The organism is Deltaproteobacteria bacterium (assembly GCA_016210005.1).
In the GTDB taxonomy this organism is placed as follows: Bacteria; Desulfobacterota; Binatia; order HRBIN30; family JACQVA1; genus JACQVA1.
The window spans coordinates 1-19,313 of record JACQVA010000047.1 but is presented as its reverse complement, the minus strand read 5'-3'; the positions used below and the strand labels follow the sequence as shown (position 1 = coordinate 19,313).

Sequence of the window (19,313 nt, the reverse complement as noted above, 5' to 3'; positions counted from 1 at the left end):
TTTCGGCCATGGGCCTCGGCCGGACAGTACACAGTACTGTCAGACTGGAGAGGATTTGCCCGGTCGGCTGCACGTTACCCACAGACTTGTCGCACACCCGCGCCTGATTAGCGGCCGGCAAGCCCTTGACTCGCCTGTCCGGTCGTAGTCTGCTGCGGCCATGCCAGACTCTCCCGCTCATCCCAAGCGAGTGCGTTCGGCGAAATCACCCGCGCAGCTGCTGCCGGCCATCGAGGTCGAGGCGTACCTGCTCGAACAAGCGGCGCGCATTGCTCCGGCGGACGTCGATTCACTGTTGGCGCGTGCGCGCGAGGTGCGTGACAAGGCCGCGGGGGACGGCAAGCGCCATGCCCGCTTTCACCGCCAACTCGAGGTGGCCTTGCAGCTGTTGCGTGATCACGCCAAGCGCGTGTGCCCGCAGATCCCGTATCACACCGTGAGTTTGTTGGCGGCGGCGCTCTATTATTGGCTGGAGCCGATCGATGCCATCCCGGATTTCATCGCCGGCGCCGGCACCTGCGACGACGCGCTGGTACTGGAGTTGGCATGCGCGCTGGGGGCCGCCGGGCTGGAGCGTTACTGCACCTTCAAGGGGATTGCGACCGACGCCGTGCTGACGGTGGCCACACGTGGCTGAAATCAACGCCGGCGGGATTCAACCGACCAAGTCCGCCGCGCTGCACGATTGAATGCCGAGGGCGTGCAGCAGCCGCTCCTTCACCTGCACCGCGGCTTTTTCTGCGCCCACCCCGCCTTCGTTGACCGGGATACGGCCGCCGGCAATCTGATCGTGGCCGCCGGCGTGGTGGCTGCCGAGCACCTTCTGCAGCAGCTCACCGGCATTGACGTCACGGCACGTGGTGCGCAGCGACACGTACAAGGCGCTCTGGAAGTATCCCATCGCCACCGCCCACTCGACCTGATCAAGGCGCAACAGGAAGTCGGCGACCTCGGCGACCATGTCGGGGTAGCGCACCTCGCCGATGCACGACATCACCACCTTCTCGTAGATCACGGCCTTCTCGACCGCGTCGCGAAAGGCGCGGAAGTACTCGCGCGGCACCCGCGCGTTCTCGATCTTCGACAGCCGCCGCTTGTTGGTGTGCGGATAGAGGAACTGACTGGCGTGAATATCCGCGGCGGTGGCCTCGCGTCCGAGATCTTGGGTCTCGGCGGCAATGCCATAGAAGAGCGCGGTGGCGATCTTGGTCTCCAGCTCGAGCCGCGACTCCTGCAAGTACTCGGTCAGAATCGACGCCGTGGCGCCGTACTCGTCGCGCAGGTCGAAGAACGGCACCAGGTGCGTGTCACAGTACGCCGGGTGGTGATCGACGACGACAGCCGGAATGAAGCCCTCCGGCAGCGAGTTGTTGCTACGTCCGGGCTGGGTATCGACCAACGCCACTAGCGTGCCCGGCTCGAAGCTGAGGTCACCTACCGGCACCAGGTTGATGTTGAGGTACTTCAGCATGGCACGATTCTCGGCCCGGCCGACAATGCCGCCCAGGGCGATCACCGAGTCCTTCCCCAGCCGCTGGCGCACGATGTACTGCAGCGCGGCAGCGCTGGCGAGCGCGTCCGGATCCGGGTTGTCGTGGGGCAGAATGACGAGAGGACCGGGCCGGTCAACAACTTCGAGGAGGGATCCGACCATCCCCTTGCCCGAGCTATTGGCCATACGGGGCGGTTATAGTCCGCCGCGCCGCGGCGGCGCAACCGCGCGCGGCGAATCGAAGGGTACCCGCCATCGCCCATACTGCTGCGGATGGCCGGATGGCCGCGGATGGCGACTTTCGATTGACACTGGCGCACATGGCGGAGTAGAGTTCACTCGCGTTTTTGTTTCGGTTAGCGAATCAGGAGGGCACCGAGGTCTTAGGGATTTGCTCAGTTGCTGCTTTCATGCGGGCAGCGGGTCTCACGGTCCCGCCGTGTGTTCAATCGACCGTTTAGTTGGTTGATTTCCCGCTCGGTGGGGCGCCGGAGCAGGCGGCTGCACCGGAAAGGGGACATCATGTCGCGAACGACCAGGGGGCTGGGAGTTGCAGTGCTCATGGTGATGGGCACGCCAAGTAGCTTCGCCGCCGGTCCGCCACCGGCATTTTTTCCTGTGGATCTTCCGAATCGGATTGCCTATCCGGTGGTCGGGGCGGTTGCAGATATAAATTCGGACGCATATCCAGACATCCTCGTCGGAGCTGATACCGGCTTATTTGTTCTGCCTGGAAACGGGTCAGACTACTTCTCGGCTTGTTATCAGGCGGCTGACGATCGCCTGGCTCTTCGGGCGATCTTCACGGCTGACTTCAACCGGGACGGCCGCCTCGACGCGATTGTTCGTGCTGACGACCCGATACCTCCGGATGAGGGCTCGATTATTAGGGTGTTCCTCGGCGAAGCGGGAGGCCGCTTTCAGGCCAGCTTCGGCCTCGGGCCCGCCGGGCCAGGCGTTGGTAGAGGGTCGCCCAGCGTCGGCGACTTTAACGGCGACGGCCTTGCCGATTTTCTAGTCTGCAACTACTACTATGGCGGCCTCGACCCGCGAGTGGAGATCGTGCCGTACCTAGGCGATGGAATCGGGGGTTTCGCCGTTGCCGCGCCGAGTGTGCTTCCGTCCGGACCGTGTGGTAGGCCTGGGTACGGGGGCGATCTTAACGGTGACGGGCGGACGGATTTGGCGACGCGCAGTCTGCAGTCCGTACGGGTGTGGCTAACGGGCCCTGCGGCAGCTTTCGAGCCCCCTGCCCTATTGCCGGCACCCACCCCTCCATCGGATCAAGTAGTGGGGGATTATCCGCATCCCCTCGACATCGTGGCCGGTGATCTCAACGGTGACGGCCGGCGCGACTTGCTGGTACGCTTCGACTACATTCGACAGGATCCCGCTCACCGTTCAGATCCCGACGCCGGTAAGGTGGGCGGGTTTTCCGCGGTCTATTTTGGCGACGGCAGCGGTCAGTTCGCCGCCCCAGCGCGACTGCCCGAGTCGGTCGGCTTCCAACGCGGGCTGGTGAACCAGGTGATTGCTGACCTGAATCGCGATGGGCGAGATGACGTGGTGCTGACCTCCCGCAATCCCTTCACGTCGTTTCTCTACCCTTACATGCGCGATCCGAAGGCCACCGAGGTGTATCTCGCCAACGGCGCTGGGAGTTTCGGCAGTCCTATCCTCTCCCCGGACAGTGGTGGTTCCTTCCCTTACGGCAGCGACTTCCAGGATCAGCTTCCCGATGTTGATGGCGATGGCCTGCTGGACTTGGTCACCGTGCGCCATCCGGGCCTGAACATCTCGCGCGGTGATGGCACGGGCCGGTTCGGCCCCGGCAAGCCGGCGGTAGCGTTTGACAGCATCTACGCGGGTGGCGTCGCGGTAGCTGACTTCAACGGCGACGGCCACGCGGATATCGCAGTGGCTAATTCTGGCTCAGCCAACGTATCGATCTGGCTCGGTGATGGCAGCGGCGGTTGGTCGGGTCCGACAACCTATCAACTGAGCGACTACGAGACACCGCTAGCCATTGTGGCGGCCGACCTCAACGCCGACGGCTTGATCGACCTTGCTACGGCCAGTATCGGAGTCACCTCAATTCTCCATGGCGATGGGCAGGGGCGCTTCGCGCTCGCTCGCCGGCTCAGCGACTTGGCCACGGCTGTGGCCGCCGCCGACTTTGATGGCGACGGCTCGATGGATCTGGCGTTCGCCGAGGCTGGGGGTCGCAGTGTCGGCTTCTATTTCGACATCGCCCGGCAAGGTATTCCGCGTTACTTTCATGATCCCGACGACTATCTCGACCGTCCCGGGATCACGGCGATGGACGTGGCAGACATTGATCGCAGCGGGTTGCCGGACGTTGCGATTATCCGTGGTGACGACACCGGCGTAGTCAGCGTCCTTCTGAACCCAGGCGATTTCGGAGAATGGGTCCGTGTCCCGATGGGGCTGCTGTCAAACCTCTATGCCGGGAGCGTTTCGCTGGGGGATATCGACGGCAACGGGGCCGCGGATTTGGCCGTGATTGATTACGACTGGGACGCCGGCGCCGCTATTGTTGTAGTTGCTCGGGGTGATGACCGGGGCGGCTTTCTATCTCCGGAGCGTTATCCGCTTCCGGGCGAATGCTCCCCTCAAGGCATCGGCATCGCCGACTTGGACGGACGAGGACAGCGCGCGATCGTCGTGCACGACACCAACTGCGGACTTCTCGTGCTCCCCGCGGACAGCGCAGGTCGGCTCGGATCACCGAGTATCTTTCGCAAGCAGTACGCCGGCGTCCTGCGCAAAGTTATCCTCGCCGACGTCAACCACGACGGGCTGCTCGACGTCGTGCGTCCAGACGCCGTGTTTATGAACCTCGGCGGCTGCAGCAATGGCCGCCTTGAGCCCAGTGAGGAGTGCGACGACGGCAACAATACCAGCTGCGACGGCTGCTCGGCGACCTGCCGGCGGGAGATCGGCGCGCTGTGCGGCGATGGCATAGTGAACAGCGCGTGCGGTGAGGAATGCGACGCTGGTGGGCTAAACAGTGACACGGCGCCCAATGCCTGCCGCACCAGCTGCCGCAACGCCCGCTGTCGTGATGCGGTGCCGGACAACGGCGAGGCGTGTGATGACGGCAACACGAATAACTGCGACGGTTGCTCGAGCAGCTGCACGCTCGATCCTGCACCCATCTGCGGCGACGGCATCGTCAACACCGCGTGCCGCGAGGAATGCGAAGACGGCAATACCACCGATGGCGACGGCTGTTCGCAAAGCTGCCGGCGTGAATTTATCCCCGGCGGCGGCTGGGCGGCAACCGACTGCTTCGCGGAGTGGGTGGTGGTGAATCCCAACAATTCGCCCAAGTTGGACCGCAGCGGACGGCTCTCGGCAAAACAGACCTGTCGCGACAATGACCCGTCTTGCGACTTCGACGGCGGGGTGTCCGGGACTTGCACCTTCCACGTTACCGTGTGCGCAAACGTCAACGACCTGAGCCTGCGGGCGCGGTGCGAACCGGCAACGCTCGCAAGCTACAGCGTGATGATGCCATCAGCGCGCGATGCCGGCCGCTCGCCCGTGACCGCTGCGGTGCGCACCAGGCTCGGTCAAGCCCTGGAAACGCTCAGGACCGGCCGTTGGGACGAGTGCGCACCGACCATGGAGATTCCCGTGCCGCTGCTGGTGCGATCCGCGAGCAAGTGGGCGGGACGAAGGATATTGCTCACCAACGTCGTCTCGGACGAGCGCAAGCGCGACTTGGATATGCTCATCTTCGTGTGCACGCCGTGAGCCCGGGCTGAGTGCGCTCGTTCGTTACCGCCGCAACTCCGCCCGGACGGCCATTTGGGCGCTGCGCAAACCGGCGAGCAAGCCGTCCTCGTAGTTGAAGCCGGGGTCGCGCGCCAGCGCGGGGAAGTCGTGCGGATTGCGCAGGTCTTCGGGTGTCAGGTCGGGCACCAGCTCGCGTGCCAAGCGCAGCAGCTTGTGCTCCTGCTGCTCGATCATTTGCCTGAACAACTGATCGAGCAGGGCTAGCATCGTCTCACTCTCGCGCGCTTGCTGGCAGACACGGCTGGCTGACCCAGTGGCGGCATGCTATCCAGGTCGGGAAATCGAAAGCAAGGATGGCGCGTGCATGAGTGATCCCGAATCAGCGGCCGCCGAGCGTTTCTTTATCGAGCGCTTCGGTCTGAGCCAACGGCTGCTCGAGCAGACCGTCGGCGGCGCGATCGCGCGGCGGGCCGATTACGCCGACCTCTACTTCGAGTTCCGCACCAGCGAGAGCTTCAGCCTCGAAGACGGTATCGTCAAGAAAGCCAACAAGAACGTCTCGCAAGGCGTCGGCATGCGCGTGGTTGCCGGAGACAAGACCGGCTACGCGCACTCGGACGATGTCACCGTCGAGCAAATCAAGCTAGCGGCACGAACCGCCCAGGCGATCGCGCAAGCCGGCGACGCGGCCGGACCGGTCGCCATCCGCGGGCAGGCCCCGACGCACGACCTCTACCACCTCGCCGAGCCGCCGATCGAGATCGCCTTGAGCGAAAAGGTGGCGCTGCTCAATCAGATCGACGTCGTCACCCGCCGGCTCGACTCGCGTATCAAGAACGTCCTGGCCGCGCTCGGCGTCGAGCACAAGCTGGTGCTGATCGCCGGCTCCAGCGGTTTCATCGTCGGCGACATTCAGCCGCTGGTGCGTCTGAGCGTGACCTGCATCGCCGAAGAGGGCTCGCTGCGGCAGCAGGGCACCTACGGCGGCGGCGGGCGCGTCGAGTTCAGCTTCATCACCGAAGGTGATCGGCATCTGCGGCTGGCCCGCGCCGCCGCTGAGCAAGCCCTGCGTAACCTGCACGCGGTCGACGCCCCGGCGGGCACGCTCACCGTGGTGCTCGGTCCCGGCTGGCCCGGGGTGTTACTGCACGAAGCCGTCGGGCACGGCCTCGAAGGCGATTTCAACCGCAAGCAGACCTCCGCCTTCGCCGGCCGCCTCGGTGAACAGGTGGCCTCGCCGCTCTGTACGGTGGTGGACGACGGCACCATCGCCAACCGCCGCGGCTCGCTCAACGTCGATGACGAGGGCATTCCGACCGGCCGTACGGTGCTGATCGAGAAGGGTATCCTGCGCGGCTATTTGCAAGACCGCTTGAACGCGCGGCTGATGGGATTGCCGCTGACCGGCAACGGCCGCCGCGAGAGCTTCGCCCACATTCCGTTGCCGCGCATGACCAACACCTTCATGCTCGCGGGCGACTCGGCGCCCGAGGACATCATTCGCTCGGTCGACCACGGGCTCTACGCCGCGCACTTCGGCGGCGGCCAGGTCGACATCACCAACGGCAAGTTCGTCTTCTCCGCTACCGAGGCCTACCTGATCGAGCGCGGTCAGATCACGCGCCCGGTCAAGGGCGCCACCTTGATCGGCAGCGGACCGGAGGCGCTCAAGCGGGTGAGCATGGTCGGCAATGACTTGCGCCTCGACGAAGGCATCGGCACCTGCGGCAAAGACGGGCAGTCGATCCCGGTGGGGGTTGGTCTCCCCACCATCCGTATTGATGAAATCACCGTAGGCGGTACCCGCGCCTGAGTGCGGAGTGCGGCATGAGCGCCCAGCCTTTGGAAGAGATTGCCGAGAGCTTGCTGGCCGCGGCCAAGCGGGCCGGGGCGGATGCCGCCGATGTGGTGGTGGCCGAGGGCACCTCGCTCAGCGTCGGCGTACGTTTGGGTGAGATCGAAAAGCTCAAACACGCGCGCGAGAAGCATCTCGGCCTACGCCTCTTCGTCGGACAGTCAACGGCGATCTCGGCGACGGCCGACTTCAGTCACCGCGCCCTCAAGCAGTTCGCCGCCGAGACTTGCGCGCTGGCGCGGATCACCGCGCCCGACCCGTTCGGCGGCCTGCCGGAGCCGGGCGAACTGGCGAGCACCATTCCTGACCTCGACCTGTATGACCCGGCAGCGGAAACCGTTACGCCGGAGCACGGCATCGAGTTGGCGCGCCGCGCCGAAGACGCCGCCCGCAGCGCCGACCCGCGCATCACCAATTCCGAAGGCGCCGAGTTCGGCGCCGGCTACGATCGCGTGGTCTACGCCTCCAGCGCCGGGTTCTCGGGCAGCTATCGCGACTCCGGCTTCTCGCTCTCGGTGGTACCGATCGCCTCAGCCGAGGGCGCAATGCAACGCGACTACTGGTACTCCTCCGCGCGCAAGCTGAACCGCTTGGACTCACCCGAAGCGGTCGGCCAAACCGCCGCTGCGCGCACCCTGCGCCGGCTCGGCGCCAGGCAGGTGCAAACCTGCGAGGTGCCGGTGGTGTTCGACCCCGAGACCGCCGCCAGCTTGCTGCGCCACCTGGCCGGCGCCGTCTCGGGCTATTCGCTGTACAAAGGCAGCTCGTTCCTGATCGGCAAGTTAGGCCAGCAGATCGCGCCCGAGTTCTTGACGATTTATGACGACGGCACGCTCGTGGGTGCCCTGGCGTCACGACCGTTCGATGGCGAAGGCGTGGCCACGCGGCGTACGGCGGTGATCGAGCGCGGCGTGCTCGCCAACTATCTGTTTGATAGCTACTCAGCGCGTAAACTCGGCAGTCGCACCACCGGAAACGCCGGCAGATCGGTGGCCGATGCACCCCACGTCAGCACCGCCAACTTCTTTCCCGTGGCCGGCTCCGAGTCGCCGCAAGAGATCATCGCTAGCGTCAGCGAAGGGCTCTACGTCACCGAACTCATCGGCATGGGGGTCAACCCCGTCACCGGCGATTACTCCCGCGGCGCGGTCGGCCAGTGGATCGCCGGCGGCGAGCTGACCTACGCGGTCGAGGAAATCACCATCGCCGGCAATCTGCTCGATATGTTCCGCAGCCTGGAAGTTATCGGCAACGACCTGCAGTTGCGCCACGCCGTGTCCGCACCAACCATCAAGATCGCTCGCATGACCGTCGCCGGGCAGTAGGCCGGCCGCAGGAAGTTAGCAGGAAGAACGCGCGGTCGTCGCGGCCCAGTGGCAACTAGAGAGGAGGTCGGCGTGCCGGTTCCGTTCGAAGGTGGGTGCCGCTGCGGGGCGATTCGATATCGCTGTACCGCCGAACCCGCGGCTTTCGTGCACTGCTACTGTCGTGACTGCCAGTATGCCTCGGGCGGTGCCAGCTCGAGTGTGCTGGTCGTGATGCAGGAAAGCGTGTCGGTCGAGGGTTCCCCGGCTTCCTTCTCGGTGGCGGCTGATTCCGGAACCATGGTGAGCCGTCTCTTCTGCGGGCAATGCGGCACGCCGCTGTTCGCGCGCAACGCCGCCACCACGTCGCTGTTGGGGATCAAGGTCGCCACCCTCGACGATCCCAGCTGGTTGCAGCCGAGTGCGCACATCTGGACTGACAGCGCACCGCCGTGGGTCGGATTTCACGACGATCTCGCGAAATTCGCCAAGAACTTCGGAGCCGGCTGAAGATCGCCGACGACTTCTCAATCGAGCGCCTCGTGCGGTTTCTGACGGCGCTCAACCGGGACGTGCGGATAGTCGTCGAAGACAAGCGGCAACGCCGGCAGCCCCGGCAAGGTCATCGTTGAGACAGCGTAAGGGACGGATGCGGCGACGAGGAGCACCGAGCCACAACACCAACGGCGCCACGGACGCTCGATATCGCGGCCGCCGGCGCTTCATTTCTTTTCTCGAAGCCGCTGTTGCCGACCTAGCCGGCACCCATCGAAAACCGTCACCCTCGCTGTTTGCGTAGCAGCAGCAAGCTGGGTTAGCCTCTGGTTCGGTGTGCTCGGCTTGGCCGCAGCGGGGGTTGGCGATGCAGATTCACGACTTGGTCATCGAGATGAAGCAGCTAGAGCGGCGTCTCACGCTCTACGAGGAGAAGTACGGGATTCTCAGTCACGACTTCTACGCCGCGCTGACGACCGTCAAGCTGGCTCACTTCGACGAGTACGACGAGAGCCGCGCCGACTTCAGTCGCTGGAAGGGGATCTACGAAACATGGCTGCGGCGCAAACGCAGCTACGACGAGCAGATCCGAGAGAACGACGTCGTGCAGGCCTTACGCTTTCACCCGGCATACTGAGCCACCATCACTCGGATGGCAGCTGCGAACCCGCTCAATCCCCTTTCCTCCCTCACCGAGTACAGCCGCTTCGCCGCCGAGCTATTGGATCAACCCGAGGTGCTCCGCTCCACCGTGATCGTCTGGTCCGACAGCCCTTACACGGGTACCGCGGAAGGTGAGGTCTTGTTTCGAGGCGGCTTCCGGCTGCGCGTTCGCCAAGAAGTCGACTTTGCGGCTGCCTTGATCACGGCTTACGGGTATGAGGTCTACCGAAACAACGAGCGCCTTTTCTGGTACGACGATTTCCCGCACCCAGAAGACCCAACCCTGGTTTCAACCTAAACGGCCTCCCTGCACGCGCCACTCGAAGTGCTCGCCGATGAGCCTTCGTCGGGGTCCACAACTGGTTGTTTCATCGCATGACAGATGTCTTCAGCCAAGCGCGCGAAGGAGGACTCTGCGGTCGAGAGACTTCGCGAAACGCTGCGTCTGATATGAGATCAGGCACGCTTGGCAAGCGCCGCCGCAAGTCCGATCGTGACTCTCGGAGCCGCGGAGGAGGGAGCGGATCTGCTGCAGCAACTCGGGGAAGTGGTCGAAGATTTCACCGACGTGGCCAGCGCCCCCAGGGGTGTTGTCATAAAGCGCGACGTCAAAGACTTTCCCCTCATCCAACCGCCGCGGCACGAGTACGCCCGCGATCTCGCGCACGTCGACTCGGAGTAAGCGCGTGGCCGCGGTCTGCAGCGCAGCCATCCAGGTTCGCGCGAAACCCACATCGCCCATGAAGGTCGGTCCGAACCTGCCGTCGTCCCTGACTCGCAGGACGTCGGTGCGGATTGTCGTTCCGAGCGAAATCTTCCTCGCATAGCGCGGCCCTTCGTTCCCACACGGCAAGTTGCTCCACGGGACCCGATGGCGTCCGATGGTCGGCACCTGATTGGGGTCGGACTTCTTCTTCGCTTTGCCCGTGCTTGGGGCAAGCTCCGCGGGCAAGCTCTTTGGATCCGCGGGGTCCGCGCCGACATCCTCGCTCTCAGCCCGTCCGCACATCCAGCAGAGGGCGAAGCCTTCTCTGTACCGGCCCTCGTTGTAGAAGAAGAGTTCGCCGTCCGGCACATACGCGAGCTGGAAGCCCTCCTGCGCTGTGGGCTCCCGTCGAAGCCCCGCATCGTTGATGCGCAGACTTGCGACCCCACCTCGTATGGCCATCTCGGGCCTGTATGCCCGCCGTGGGGCCACGCTCGCGTCCACCGTGAATCCGAACTCAGGCTTCAGGTACTGCCTCCAGACGTTATCAGTGGATTGGCACACCACGCAGGGAGTGGCCGCTGGCATCGCTCCTGGCTCGGCGACATCCGTCGAGTTGCATGAGGAGCAGATACGATACCACCCGGACGCGAACTCCGTCTGGCTCTTGCGGCCTGTCCAATGCTTCTGCACGCCGGCGCTTCGGTAGATCAGCTTCCCGGCAATGAGTTCGCTTCCGGGCACATACTCGCTGAGCGCCAGGTCGAGGTTTCGTTGAAGCTGGACGAGAACGCGCGGCGTCTGGTCAGGGTGGCGTCTCCTTTCCCGCCGGTACTCGAAGGTCTCAAGCTCCACGAGATCGATGGGGAAGCCGTATCGCGGCAGGAACTGCCTTTCAGCAAGATAGCCGATCAGGGTGTTCCTGCGAAGGTGTCGGAGCTGATGGGCCAGAGCCCTGGTCGTCGAGGAATGGGCAATCGGCTCCTTCTCCTTCACACCAGCGGCTCGCAGCAACTCCTCGACGAGGATGCCCTCGCGCCGCTGAATGCCAGAGGCCACCTCGGCGATGAGCGTACGTGACCACGTGAAGAATGCTTCAAGCGTCGTCTCCAAGGGGGCGTCTGTCTCGAAGCGTTCGAGCAACTTGGCGAGGGCACCAAGCACCGCTGGGCGGTCGAATTGGAAAGCGGTCTCTTCGGTTTCGAAGACGAGATGCGACAGATACTTCTGGAAGAGTTCGGAGACGGTCGCTGAGCGGCGCGTGCCATCAGCGACGTGGAGACTGATGCGATGCCCCGGCACAACTGCGACTTGCTTCCCGTCTTCGTCGAGATCGCGGAGCCCCCTCAGGCCGAAGAATCGGCCGACATCGCCGTAGGCGCCCAACGGGTTGCCGCCTATAGGCTGGACATCAGTGTATCGAAAGAAGGAACCGAGCAAGATCGCTGCAGCGTGTCGAAACACCACGCGCTCCCGATCGAGGAAGACCTTGGGGACGCGTAGCTCCTGCTTCAGGTACTGCAGCGGCTCTTGAAACGCGAGCTGGTCATGGGGTTGGTCGCGCGCGAAGGTGAGCGCCAACGCGCTTCCATCCAAACGGCGGCCGGCACGCCCAGCTCTCTGGACGTAGTTGGCCAGCGCCGGCGGCACGTTCGACATGAGCACCGCCGACAGCCCGCCAATGTCGATGCCCAACTCCATCGTTGTGGTTGAGGAGAGAAGGTTCACGAGGCCCATCTTGAAGCAGCGCTCGATGCGACGATTCTCGTTGACCTCACCCTGCGCTGAATGCTCTTCAGTCCAGAGTCCGAGACGCTCTCCCTTCGTGGCGTTCTCGCGCCGGTGGGCATGTCGGTCATCACCCGGAGTGTCGCGAAGCTTCCCTGTACATCGCGAGGTGGGACAGACATCGAGTGGTGAACCGGGCCAAGCCACACCACACTGGTCGCATCGCTGGTAGGTCGTCAACGGGCGGAGCCTTAGCTCGGCGAAAACGACCTGCAGACCGTCCGCCTCTGCTGCATACGCGGCCCGCCGAATTGGGGCGACGGGACCGCCGGCCAACCCGCAGAGCTGCCCGTAGGCGTCGCAGAGGACATTCCGCGCCCAAGTCTCCGGATTGGGGACCTGTAGACGCTCTCCGAGGCGGATCGCGAAGTGCGTACGCCGGTTGGGGGACCCCTTGGGGAGCGAAAGGAAGTTGATGACTTGTACCGACTCGATCAGGTCGAGAATCGGATCGGCTGACGTGAGGCGGCACACCTTGTTGAGCCGCGCCTCACCGAGCGATGGGTCGTCCTCGTCGACACCCTCAGGAATTGCGACGGCTCCGTCTGTCCGAAGCGTGTCCAGACAACGTGCGAGGAACGACTGCCACGCCAAGGCGGGGCTCGGCCGCGAGCCCCACGCCTCGGCGAAGGTTTTGGGAGGTGATAGCTCCTCGATTCGCGGGTAGCGAACTTCGACGAGTCCGAGCGTTTCCAGATTGGCCCGCTGCGGCGGACGCCGGGCGAGCTCGCGCACGAGCCGGAGGCGTCCACCGGCTTCCTGAGATGCTGCCCGTTCGTACTTTGCGGTCCACTCCCGCAGCCTATTCGATGGGTCTTCATCAAGGTTCGGGAGCTCCAAGGGGCGTCGTGTCCAGTCCGGGAGTTTCTCCCAGATCCGCCATTCTCGAGCGATGACCTTGTCGCTCGCGAGGGCACGCGCCACATCCTCGATCCGGAGTCCTTCCCGCGCCGCCCGCTTTTCTGTCAGGTCTCTTTCGAACGCAGCACGGGCGACCGCCGTTGGCTCTTGCCGAAGCAGTGCATCGAGCTCTTTGATTTCGTCTTCAAGTCCCTCTTGCGGAGCGCGTGCTTGCAGATAACGCCAGATCGCGCGTCGAACCGAGATCAACTCGTGGGTATCCTCGATGTAGGGAGCCAGACGCGCCGCTTCCTGGCGCCCGTCGGAGAAGACTAGGAGCCGACGCCCCTTGCCTGGTCGCCACGCAGTATCTCCCTCCACTCGCAGGTCGGGGAGGTGATCGTGAACAATGTCGGTCAGCACCGCCAGCGAACCGGCTGAACCGAGTCGGAGACTCTGAATGGTGTCTGCCCCTGATCGACCGCACGCGGGGCACAGCGAGAGAGGCCAGGCCGGAAGCCTGGTGTACGACTGGGCCGCGGCGCCAGAAAGCCCGGACAGTGCTTCTGCGAGGCTGCTCTTCTTTAATCGCGTAGTCGTCCGCGAGTTGCCCTCGCGCCTCTGTTGAAAGAGGAGCTGGAGCCGAGCCCCATTTTCAGCAACATCTCCGGAAGGGCTTACATTGAACACCTGCAATCCGATGTCGGTACCGTTGATCATGGATGATGCCGAGTAGCTGCGCTCGCTGGGAACGAATAAGTCGATGGTGGTCCCGTCCGCAGGTTCGGCTGGCGGAGGGGCAATCCCACCCAAGTTGTCGAGGGCATCCCCAGTGGGCTTCCTCTCTCCGGCAAGGAAATCCTCGCCGCAGCCTCGGCAAATGCGCAGCTCGAGGCATACAGCGTCGCAGCTGCACATACTTCGGTACTCGGGCCACAGGCTCCCGAGACCCGGATACGTCAGGCCGCTCTTGTCGCAGCCGGACCGGATGCACACGTAAGCTCCTACGGGGCCCCGCGCGAACACGTGCAGCCGAGAGGGGAGGAACGGCGAACCGACGTCCGAACGAGCCGAGCCGCCGAGACGGAGAAGCACAGCCGTCGCCATCAGCCGATCGGCACGTGGCGCCTCCGGGAAGAGGGAGCGAGCTAGCTCGTCGAGCGCAACGGCGCCGCCGGCCATGCACAGGTCGTCGAGCATCCGCCAGGCCAGCGGCGAAGACCGGAGCACACGGTCGTAGAGTCGCGCAAGGTCGCCACCGCTCTCATCCCACCACGAGCGCAACTCCCTGTCGGCCCGTGCAAGGGGACGCAGCTCCGCTAGGATTGCGTCACACTCCGATGGATCTGCGCGGCGGTGGGTTGTCTCGTACGGAGAGTCGGGATCATCAGTTGCGTGCAATTCAACCGAACGTCGCGACCGCACGTTGGCCGCGATGTCAGTAGCCGAGACATGAACCCGTTCGTCGAGTTTCCGGGGCGGTATCTGCGGCTGTTGCCGGTTGCCTGTGATAACCGATACGGTTTCCGGTGCGACTCCAAAAAGCCGGCTCGCGTAGGTCCGAAGTTGCTCTTCGCTGCCGGCTCCCCCCAGCGTTGCTGATGTCGCGTAGTGACTGACTTCGCTGGCCCGCTTGCCGAAGCGCTCTCGCAGGCGATGAAGCAAGAGCGCGATCTCCGCTGCCATTGTCCCGGAGTAAACGTGGGCTTCGTCCACGACGATCGTGTGCAATCTGCCGCCGTCAAAGATGGGTCCGTCGGCGGGCCGGATGAGCATGTATTCGAGCATGCTGTAGTTGGTAACGAGGATATGCGGAGGGCCCACAGGGGCGCTCGTGGTCGCCCGCGGGCGTTGACCCCGGACCTGCTCCCGCGAGATGAGTTTGCACGGGGCGTCTTTCTTGCCTGCCTTGCGGGCCTCGCGATACGTCTCATCGAGTTGGGAGGTGTAGTGAGCAACGGTGATCCCAAGGCCCTCCCGGTCGAGCCACTGCTCGAGCCGTTCGACCTGGTTGTTCACAAGCGCATTCAGCGGGTACATGAGCACGGCTCGCACACCGGGCTGTTGGCGTATCTCGGGAGGCTCGTCGAGGATCTCTGCCAGGAGGGGGAGAAGGAACGCTTCGGTCTTTCCCGAGCTCGTCCCGGCCTGGACGAGGATGTTGGGACGAGCGCTGCCGTGCACGTGTAGCCGTGCTGCTCGAAGTGCCGAAAGTTGGTGGGTAAAGAGGTCAACGTCAGGGCGAAGCACCAAGTCACTGCGTTGGCTTCCGGCTCGGGCAAGCTCAACGAGTTCGGTGGGTACCTGCCCCTGAGCGGTCAACTGCTCGAGAGTTGTGCCCTCCGTCTCGAATGGAAACGTCGCTTCCACAAGGGGCTGGGAGATGAGCCCGTACGATCCCGGCTCGCTTCCCTGCTCTCCGCGCCACATCCCGCGCAGCGCGCTACGAAGCTGAGCATCTCTCGGCGAAAAGGCATCGACCACGTACTCGCTGAAGCGGTCCCTGAGCGCCTGTAGAAGCTCGATCGCGTCAAGCTGTTCGGGCATTCAGTTCACCTGCGCCACCCTCAGGTGCTTCCATAGCTCCGGAAAGGCTCTTAGATCACGTTGGCCGTCGTTCCGACACGCGTCCCATGCTGGCCAGCCTACCTCATGGCGGTCCATCTCGTGAAGAACCGCGTCGATGCAAAGTGCCCGAGTCAGAACGGGGGTCCACTTACACACGAGGTGAAATGCATCGAGGATTGGGGCCAGAGCGGCGAAGTCGTCACCGCGGACGACGTATCTCGCCCACTCCTGGCTACACGCGAGCGCGGCTCGGACGACCCAGCGGGCAGGATGCTTGATCTCAAACAAGTGCTGCTCAAGGTCGATCACGCTGTAAGTCAGGTCGGGTGCGGCCTCGCCAGCATCTTCGCGGTGTTCCGACCGCCGATCGTCGATCTGCACATTGCGACAGAGCTTCAACGTTCGAAGATCGCGTTCGCCCGGCCCGACCCGGAACAGCTCCCACGCGAGGGGGTACTTCAGGTCCTGTGGTTTGCTGACCCACCACGGGGCATTCACGTTCTCGCGGCCTGGTAATCGCGGGCCCGTCGGGATGCTGTTCGTCGACAGCGCTCGGTATGTCATCGAAGAATGGCATCCGGTGCAGAGCATGGCGATCAGGTAGCGCATCCGGGCACAGCCATGCCTCGGTATCCTGTCGAGTCCGAAGTCTTGAGCGCCGACGAGCAATGCGGGGAGAAACGCAAAACCTTGGCTGCGCCCCAAGGTCTCCAGCCGCTCGACAAGGCGCGAGATCAGTGGGTACTTGGCGAGGTCCATTTGGGCACGCTCCGGATGGAGCCCCCAGCTCTTCCAGAGCCACGGCAGCGCGAGACGGGTTGGACTTGTGAGTTCCTGATAAGCATCGACGATCTCGCGTGAAGGTTCCCAAGCGGCGAAGTCTCGTAGGCGCAGGCGGGCAATGACGGGCCAACTCTTCTCCCACGGCGAGTGCTCCGCTGGTGAACAGACGAGGCTCTCCGTGACGGCTTGAGCTACGGACCGCAGGTCGACATCGTCGTGTTCGCCAAGCGCCAACTCCTGAAGTCGCGGCCCCGGACGACATGGCTGCTCTGTCGGGTCGATCGCGGCCTCGTCCGCAAGAACGGTGAACAACGCGCACCGCGGTTCGCCGGGGGCCTCCAGGAACGCCGTCACTCTGCCACGCTGGCGGCAGAGCGTGTGAATCTCTTGGCGCACGTGCGCGAGCGCAATCTCACCACTCGACATCGGCCGTCGCGTATCTCCCAGACTCAGATGGAATCTGGCACCGTCGGTTGACCCACCGTCTGCAAGCACCAGAGAGTGCATCACCAGGTCGCCAACGCGAAGAGCAGTTGCGGCACCGAGAGGACGAACAGCCTTGGGCTGAGCGGAGGCATCGAGGAGGAATCCAATGGGGCCCTGGAGTGGGCACTCAAAGTCGATGGCGAAGCCTGGCTCGAAATCCCGCGGAAGCTGTCCATGGAAGCCGTACCGGAGTCGGCACACCAAGCGCGAACCCTGAATCGGGACCGATGCCTCAAGGCTCACTTCGTAACCTTGCTCCTTCGCCTCCCAAGTCTCCTCCTTCACAACACCGCCGGCCGTGCGTTCCCACCGCGGCGTCAACTCGAGCGTCTCGACGCCGCGGGCGACCACCTGCACGGGTAGTCGCCATGTCTCCTCCATCTCAACAGGACCCGGGCAGAGTTCCGTATAGGGAATGACCTTGAAGGAGTACGCCAGCGCCCACCGCTCGGACGCCTGTTCGACATCGATCCGAAGCAGCGCCCTCCCGACAAACTCACGCGGGAGCCGGGCCGAGTTATCGTCGGCAACCGTTTCGACCTTGAACGTCAGCTCGCCGAGATCCAAGGAACGCCCGGGATCGAGCTGCACTCCATCCGCCACGAGGCGCCTCGGAAACCGATGGTTCGCAGCCTCCGGCGCAGGCACAATGCGAAGACCGCGAACGCGGACCGGCCCCGAGCCCTCCCATCGCAGGTGTGGCCAGCTCGTGAAGGTGAGGTCCCCGATCGTTTCACGGAGTCGTGGTCCATCAAGCAAGAACTCGCCCGGAAGCGGCGCCTTTGCGACGAGCTCCCAGAGGTCCTTGCCAACCCCAACATAGCAGGTAGGAGTGGGCGGAGAGAGAACACGGACAGTGTAGGCAGCCCCAGATTCACGACTGCGAGAGGCTTTGGTTCGCACTCGATGTCCTCCATCTCGCGCCGCAGCATCAAGAGCACGTGTTTTCCCTCCGGGACCTCAATCCGATCGGGGAGCGTTGGAGCCGGCACATAGAAGCCCTGGCGTCGGGCATCCGCCACGTAGAACATCGCGGGCAACTCGTTGGCGGCAAGCAATGTTGCGACCTCCGCCTCCCGTCGGGTGGTGTCCGGTAGCGCGGCACGCGCAACTAGGCCTTCGCGCCCATCTCCTTCCCAACTCAAAAGCACGAACGGGGGAGGCAATCGGGCGCGAAGGCCGTCTTCCCCGGAGTCGTAACGCACTTCGTCTGACTTGGAGTCGCCAGCATGGGCCGACAGCGTCAGCGCGGTCGCGTTCGCCATCTCATAGGGGAGCGCCTCACGCGGGATCATATTGGGCAGAAATGCGGCAAAGCTGATGGACCAACGACCGCCGCGCTCAAACGCGGCAATCCCAACTTCGACAGAGTCGATCCAGAACCGACTGCTGGATCGCCGAACACGCGCAGCCCGGCGTCGCGCTCTGCGCGTGCGCAGCATCTCCACGTAGCTCCGAAACTGCTTGTTGCCGTTGAGATACTCAGCAAGGGTGTCCGGTTCGCGGGCGAAGGCGTGGCTGAGTCTCCTGAGCGGCTCGGCCGAGCGAGTGACGATCGCTTCGCCCGCGGCGTTGAAGAACGCGTTCACCTCCTCGGGAAACCTTCGTGCAGCGTGGGCAAAGCTCCGAGACCAGTCCCCCTCCTCTTGTAACAGGGTCGCCCAGTTCCCCTGCGCGTCCCGATGGTACTTGTGGTCCTGGACGATTCGATGAACGCAATCCCACCAAGCCCGCGGGAAACCATTCTGCCTCCGAAGCGACTCGACATAGCACCAGGCAGTCTCGGCGTCGTCGAGGTGGTTTCCGAGCTTGAGTTCGCTGAATCCCAAACGTAGCCTCTCGTAGATGTCACTGAACGGCAACAACTGCTCGCCAAAGACGTCCAGGATGAGGCGCGGCCAGAAGTTTCGGTCGTCCGTCACCCACGAGAAGTAGGCCCATTCGGACGCCAACCACGTAAAGAACACCGCCCGGTCAATCCCGGAGATGGCGTCGTCGCAGAAGACAGCTCGACGACGATTCTGCCCACCTTGTTTCAGCCAGTCGAGTATCTCGTCAAGGTCGGCTTCACTACTGCCCAACGCTCCAAGAAACCGGCGGCCATCAATCCTTCCCGCGGCCTCACGTACGTTGGCGGCCACTGACTCGACGAGATCCCGGGCCGTCGTCGGACTGTGAAAGCAGTCGAAGGGCAGCATCTTTTCCATGAGCGTCTTGGGAGGCTACCGATAACCACAATCTCCGTGTCTGATTCCTTCTAACTGGTTCGACCCGTCTTCGGCAGAGAAAGCACTCCTACTCCGCCACGAGTTCCAGCGTCAAGAACCGCGACTATCACCCTGAAGGTAACCGGGACGTGGAAGTTCCCGCTCCTTTGAGGCGGAAGCGCTGTTGCAGTACATGGTCGGCCAGTCGAGCGCGACCTTCTACAGCTTTCTCGTGAGCCAGCCTGATCCTGCCCGAGAAGTGTTCGCTGGACACGGTGACGTGAGATGTTAGGGTCCTTCAGCAAGCTTGGCAAAGACTTTGAAGAACTCGGCGATGTCGTCCATGCGTGGCAGCCCGATCCAG

At 63.8% G+C, this 19,313-nt stretch carries 12 protein-coding genes; 7 read left to right on the top strand and 5 right to left on the bottom strand.

The genetic code is table 11. From position 1 onward, the window contains the following. Positions 1 to 160: 160 nt before the first annotated feature. Positions 161 to 637 carry a DUF1232 domain-containing protein gene (locus tag HY699_05460; protein MBI4515248.1) on the top strand — a complete coding sequence of 159 codons (477 nt, stop codon included), beginning with the start codon at positions 161 to 163 and terminating at the stop codon, positions 635 to 637. 18 nt (positions 638 to 655) lie between these two features. On the opposite strand, the gene HY699_05455 is transcribed toward HY699_05460, so the two are convergent. After that, positions 656 to 1,678: a DHH family phosphoesterase gene (locus tag HY699_05455; protein ID MBI4515247.1), complete on the bottom strand. Its 1,023-nt coding sequence runs from the start codon at positions 1,676 to 1,678 to the stop codon at positions 656 to 658. A gap of 336 nt (positions 1,679 to 2,014) precedes the next feature. Between HY699_05455 and HY699_05450 the strand changes: the two genes are divergently transcribed. Next, positions 2,015 to 5,272: a VCBS repeat-containing protein gene (locus HY699_05450; GenBank protein ID MBI4515246.1), complete on the top strand. Its 3,258-nt coding sequence runs from the start codon at positions 2,015 to 2,017 to the stop codon at positions 5,270 to 5,272. A 24-nt stretch (positions 5,273 to 5,296) separates the two neighbouring features. On the opposite strand, the gene HY699_05445 is transcribed toward HY699_05450, so the two are convergent. Beyond that, positions 5,297 to 5,521 carry a hypothetical protein gene (locus HY699_05445; GenBank protein ID MBI4515245.1) on the bottom strand — a complete coding sequence of 75 codons (225 nt, stop codon included), beginning with the start codon at positions 5,519 to 5,521 and terminating at the stop codon, positions 5,297 to 5,299. A 97-nt stretch (positions 5,522 to 5,618) separates the two neighbouring features. Here HY699_05445 and tldD point away from each other — a divergent pair, with 97 nt between their 5' ends. The 5 genes from tldD to HY699_05420 all read left to right on the top strand — a co-directional run bounded on the left by tldD (position 5,619) and on the right by HY699_05420 (position 9,869). Then, on the top strand, positions 5,619 to 7,067 hold the full coding sequence (tldD, locus tag HY699_05440) for a metalloprotease TldD (GenBank protein ID MBI4515244.1): 1,449 nt from the start codon (positions 5,619 to 5,621) through the stop codon (positions 7,065 to 7,067). Positions 7,068 to 7,081: 14 nt separating this feature from the next. Continuing rightward, positions 7,082 to 8,434: a TldD/PmbA family protein gene (locus HY699_05435; GenBank protein MBI4515243.1), complete on the top strand. Its 1,353-nt coding sequence runs from the start codon at positions 7,082 to 7,084 to the stop codon at positions 8,432 to 8,434. A gap of 72 nt (positions 8,435 to 8,506) precedes the next feature. After that, entirely contained in the window at positions 8,507 to 8,923 is a 417-nt protein-coding gene (locus tag HY699_05430; protein MBI4515242.1) for a GFA family protein, read from the top strand. Positions 8,924 to 9,275: 352 nt separating this feature from the next. After that, positions 9,276 to 9,545, top strand: a complete 270-nt coding sequence (locus tag HY699_05425) for a hypothetical protein (protein ID MBI4515241.1) — start codon at positions 9,276 to 9,278, stop codon at positions 9,543 to 9,545. Between the two features lie 15 nt (positions 9,546 to 9,560). After that, entirely contained in the window at positions 9,561 to 9,869 is a 309-nt protein-coding gene (locus tag HY699_05420; GenBank protein MBI4515240.1) for a hypothetical protein, read from the top strand. A 90-nt stretch (positions 9,870 to 9,959) separates the two neighbouring features. Here HY699_05420 and HY699_05415 read toward each other — a convergent pair whose 3' ends face one another. From HY699_05415 to HY699_05405, 3 genes are read right to left on the bottom strand one after another with little or no spacing between them, the layout of a single operon-like run. Further along, the gene (locus tag HY699_05415) at positions 9,960 to 15,452 is read right to left on the bottom strand and encodes a DEAD/DEAH box helicase (protein MBI4515239.1); all 5,493 of its coding nucleotides are present in this window, start codon (positions 15,450 to 15,452) and stop codon (positions 9,960 to 9,962) included. Then, positions 15,453 to 17,333 (bottom strand): hypothetical protein, encoded by a 1,881-nt coding sequence (locus HY699_05410; protein MBI4515238.1) that lies wholly within the window; start codon positions 17,331 to 17,333, stop codon positions 15,453 to 15,455. After that, positions 17,291 to 18,949, bottom strand: a complete 1,659-nt coding sequence (locus HY699_05405; protein ID MBI4515237.1) for a hypothetical protein — start codon at positions 18,947 to 18,949, stop codon at positions 17,291 to 17,293. Before HY699_05405 ends, HY699_05410 begins: the two co-directional genes overlap by 43 nt. Positions 18,950 to 19,313 lie beyond the last annotated feature (364 nt).

Bases quoted from the DNA above. Each gene is read 5' to 3' on its own strand.
- HY699_05460 (MBI4515248.1), top strand. From the start codon at position 161: ATGCCAGACTCTCCCGCTCATCCCAAGCGAGTGCGTTCGGCGAAATCA.
- HY699_05455 (MBI4515247.1), bottom strand. From the start codon at position 1,678: ATGGCCAATAGCTCGGGCAAGGGGATGGTCGGATCCCTCCTCGAAGTT.
- HY699_05450 (MBI4515246.1), top strand. From the start codon at position 2,015: ATGTCGCGAACGACCAGGGGGCTGGGAGTTGCAGTGCTCATGGTGATG.
- HY699_05445 (MBI4515245.1), bottom strand. From the start codon at position 5,521: ATGCTAGCCCTGCTCGATCAGTTGTTCAGGCAAATGATCGAGCAGCAG.
- tldD (MBI4515244.1), top strand. From the start codon at position 5,619: ATGAGTGATCCCGAATCAGCGGCCGCCGAGCGTTTCTTTATCGAGCGC.
- HY699_05435 (MBI4515243.1), top strand. From the start codon at position 7,082: ATGAGCGCCCAGCCTTTGGAAGAGATTGCCGAGAGCTTGCTGGCCGCG.
- HY699_05425 (MBI4515241.1), top strand. From the start codon at position 9,276: ATGCAGATTCACGACTTGGTCATCGAGATGAAGCAGCTAGAGCGGCGT.
- HY699_05420 (MBI4515240.1), top strand. From the start codon at position 9,561: ATGGCAGCTGCGAACCCGCTCAATCCCCTTTCCTCCCTCACCGAGTAC.
- HY699_05415 (MBI4515239.1), bottom strand. From the start codon at position 15,452: ATGCCCGAACAGCTTGACGCGATCGAGCTTCTACAGGCGCTCAGGGAC.
- HY699_05405 (MBI4515237.1), bottom strand. From the start codon at position 18,949: ATGGAAAAGATGCTGCCCTTCGACTGCTTTCACAGTCCGACGACGGCC.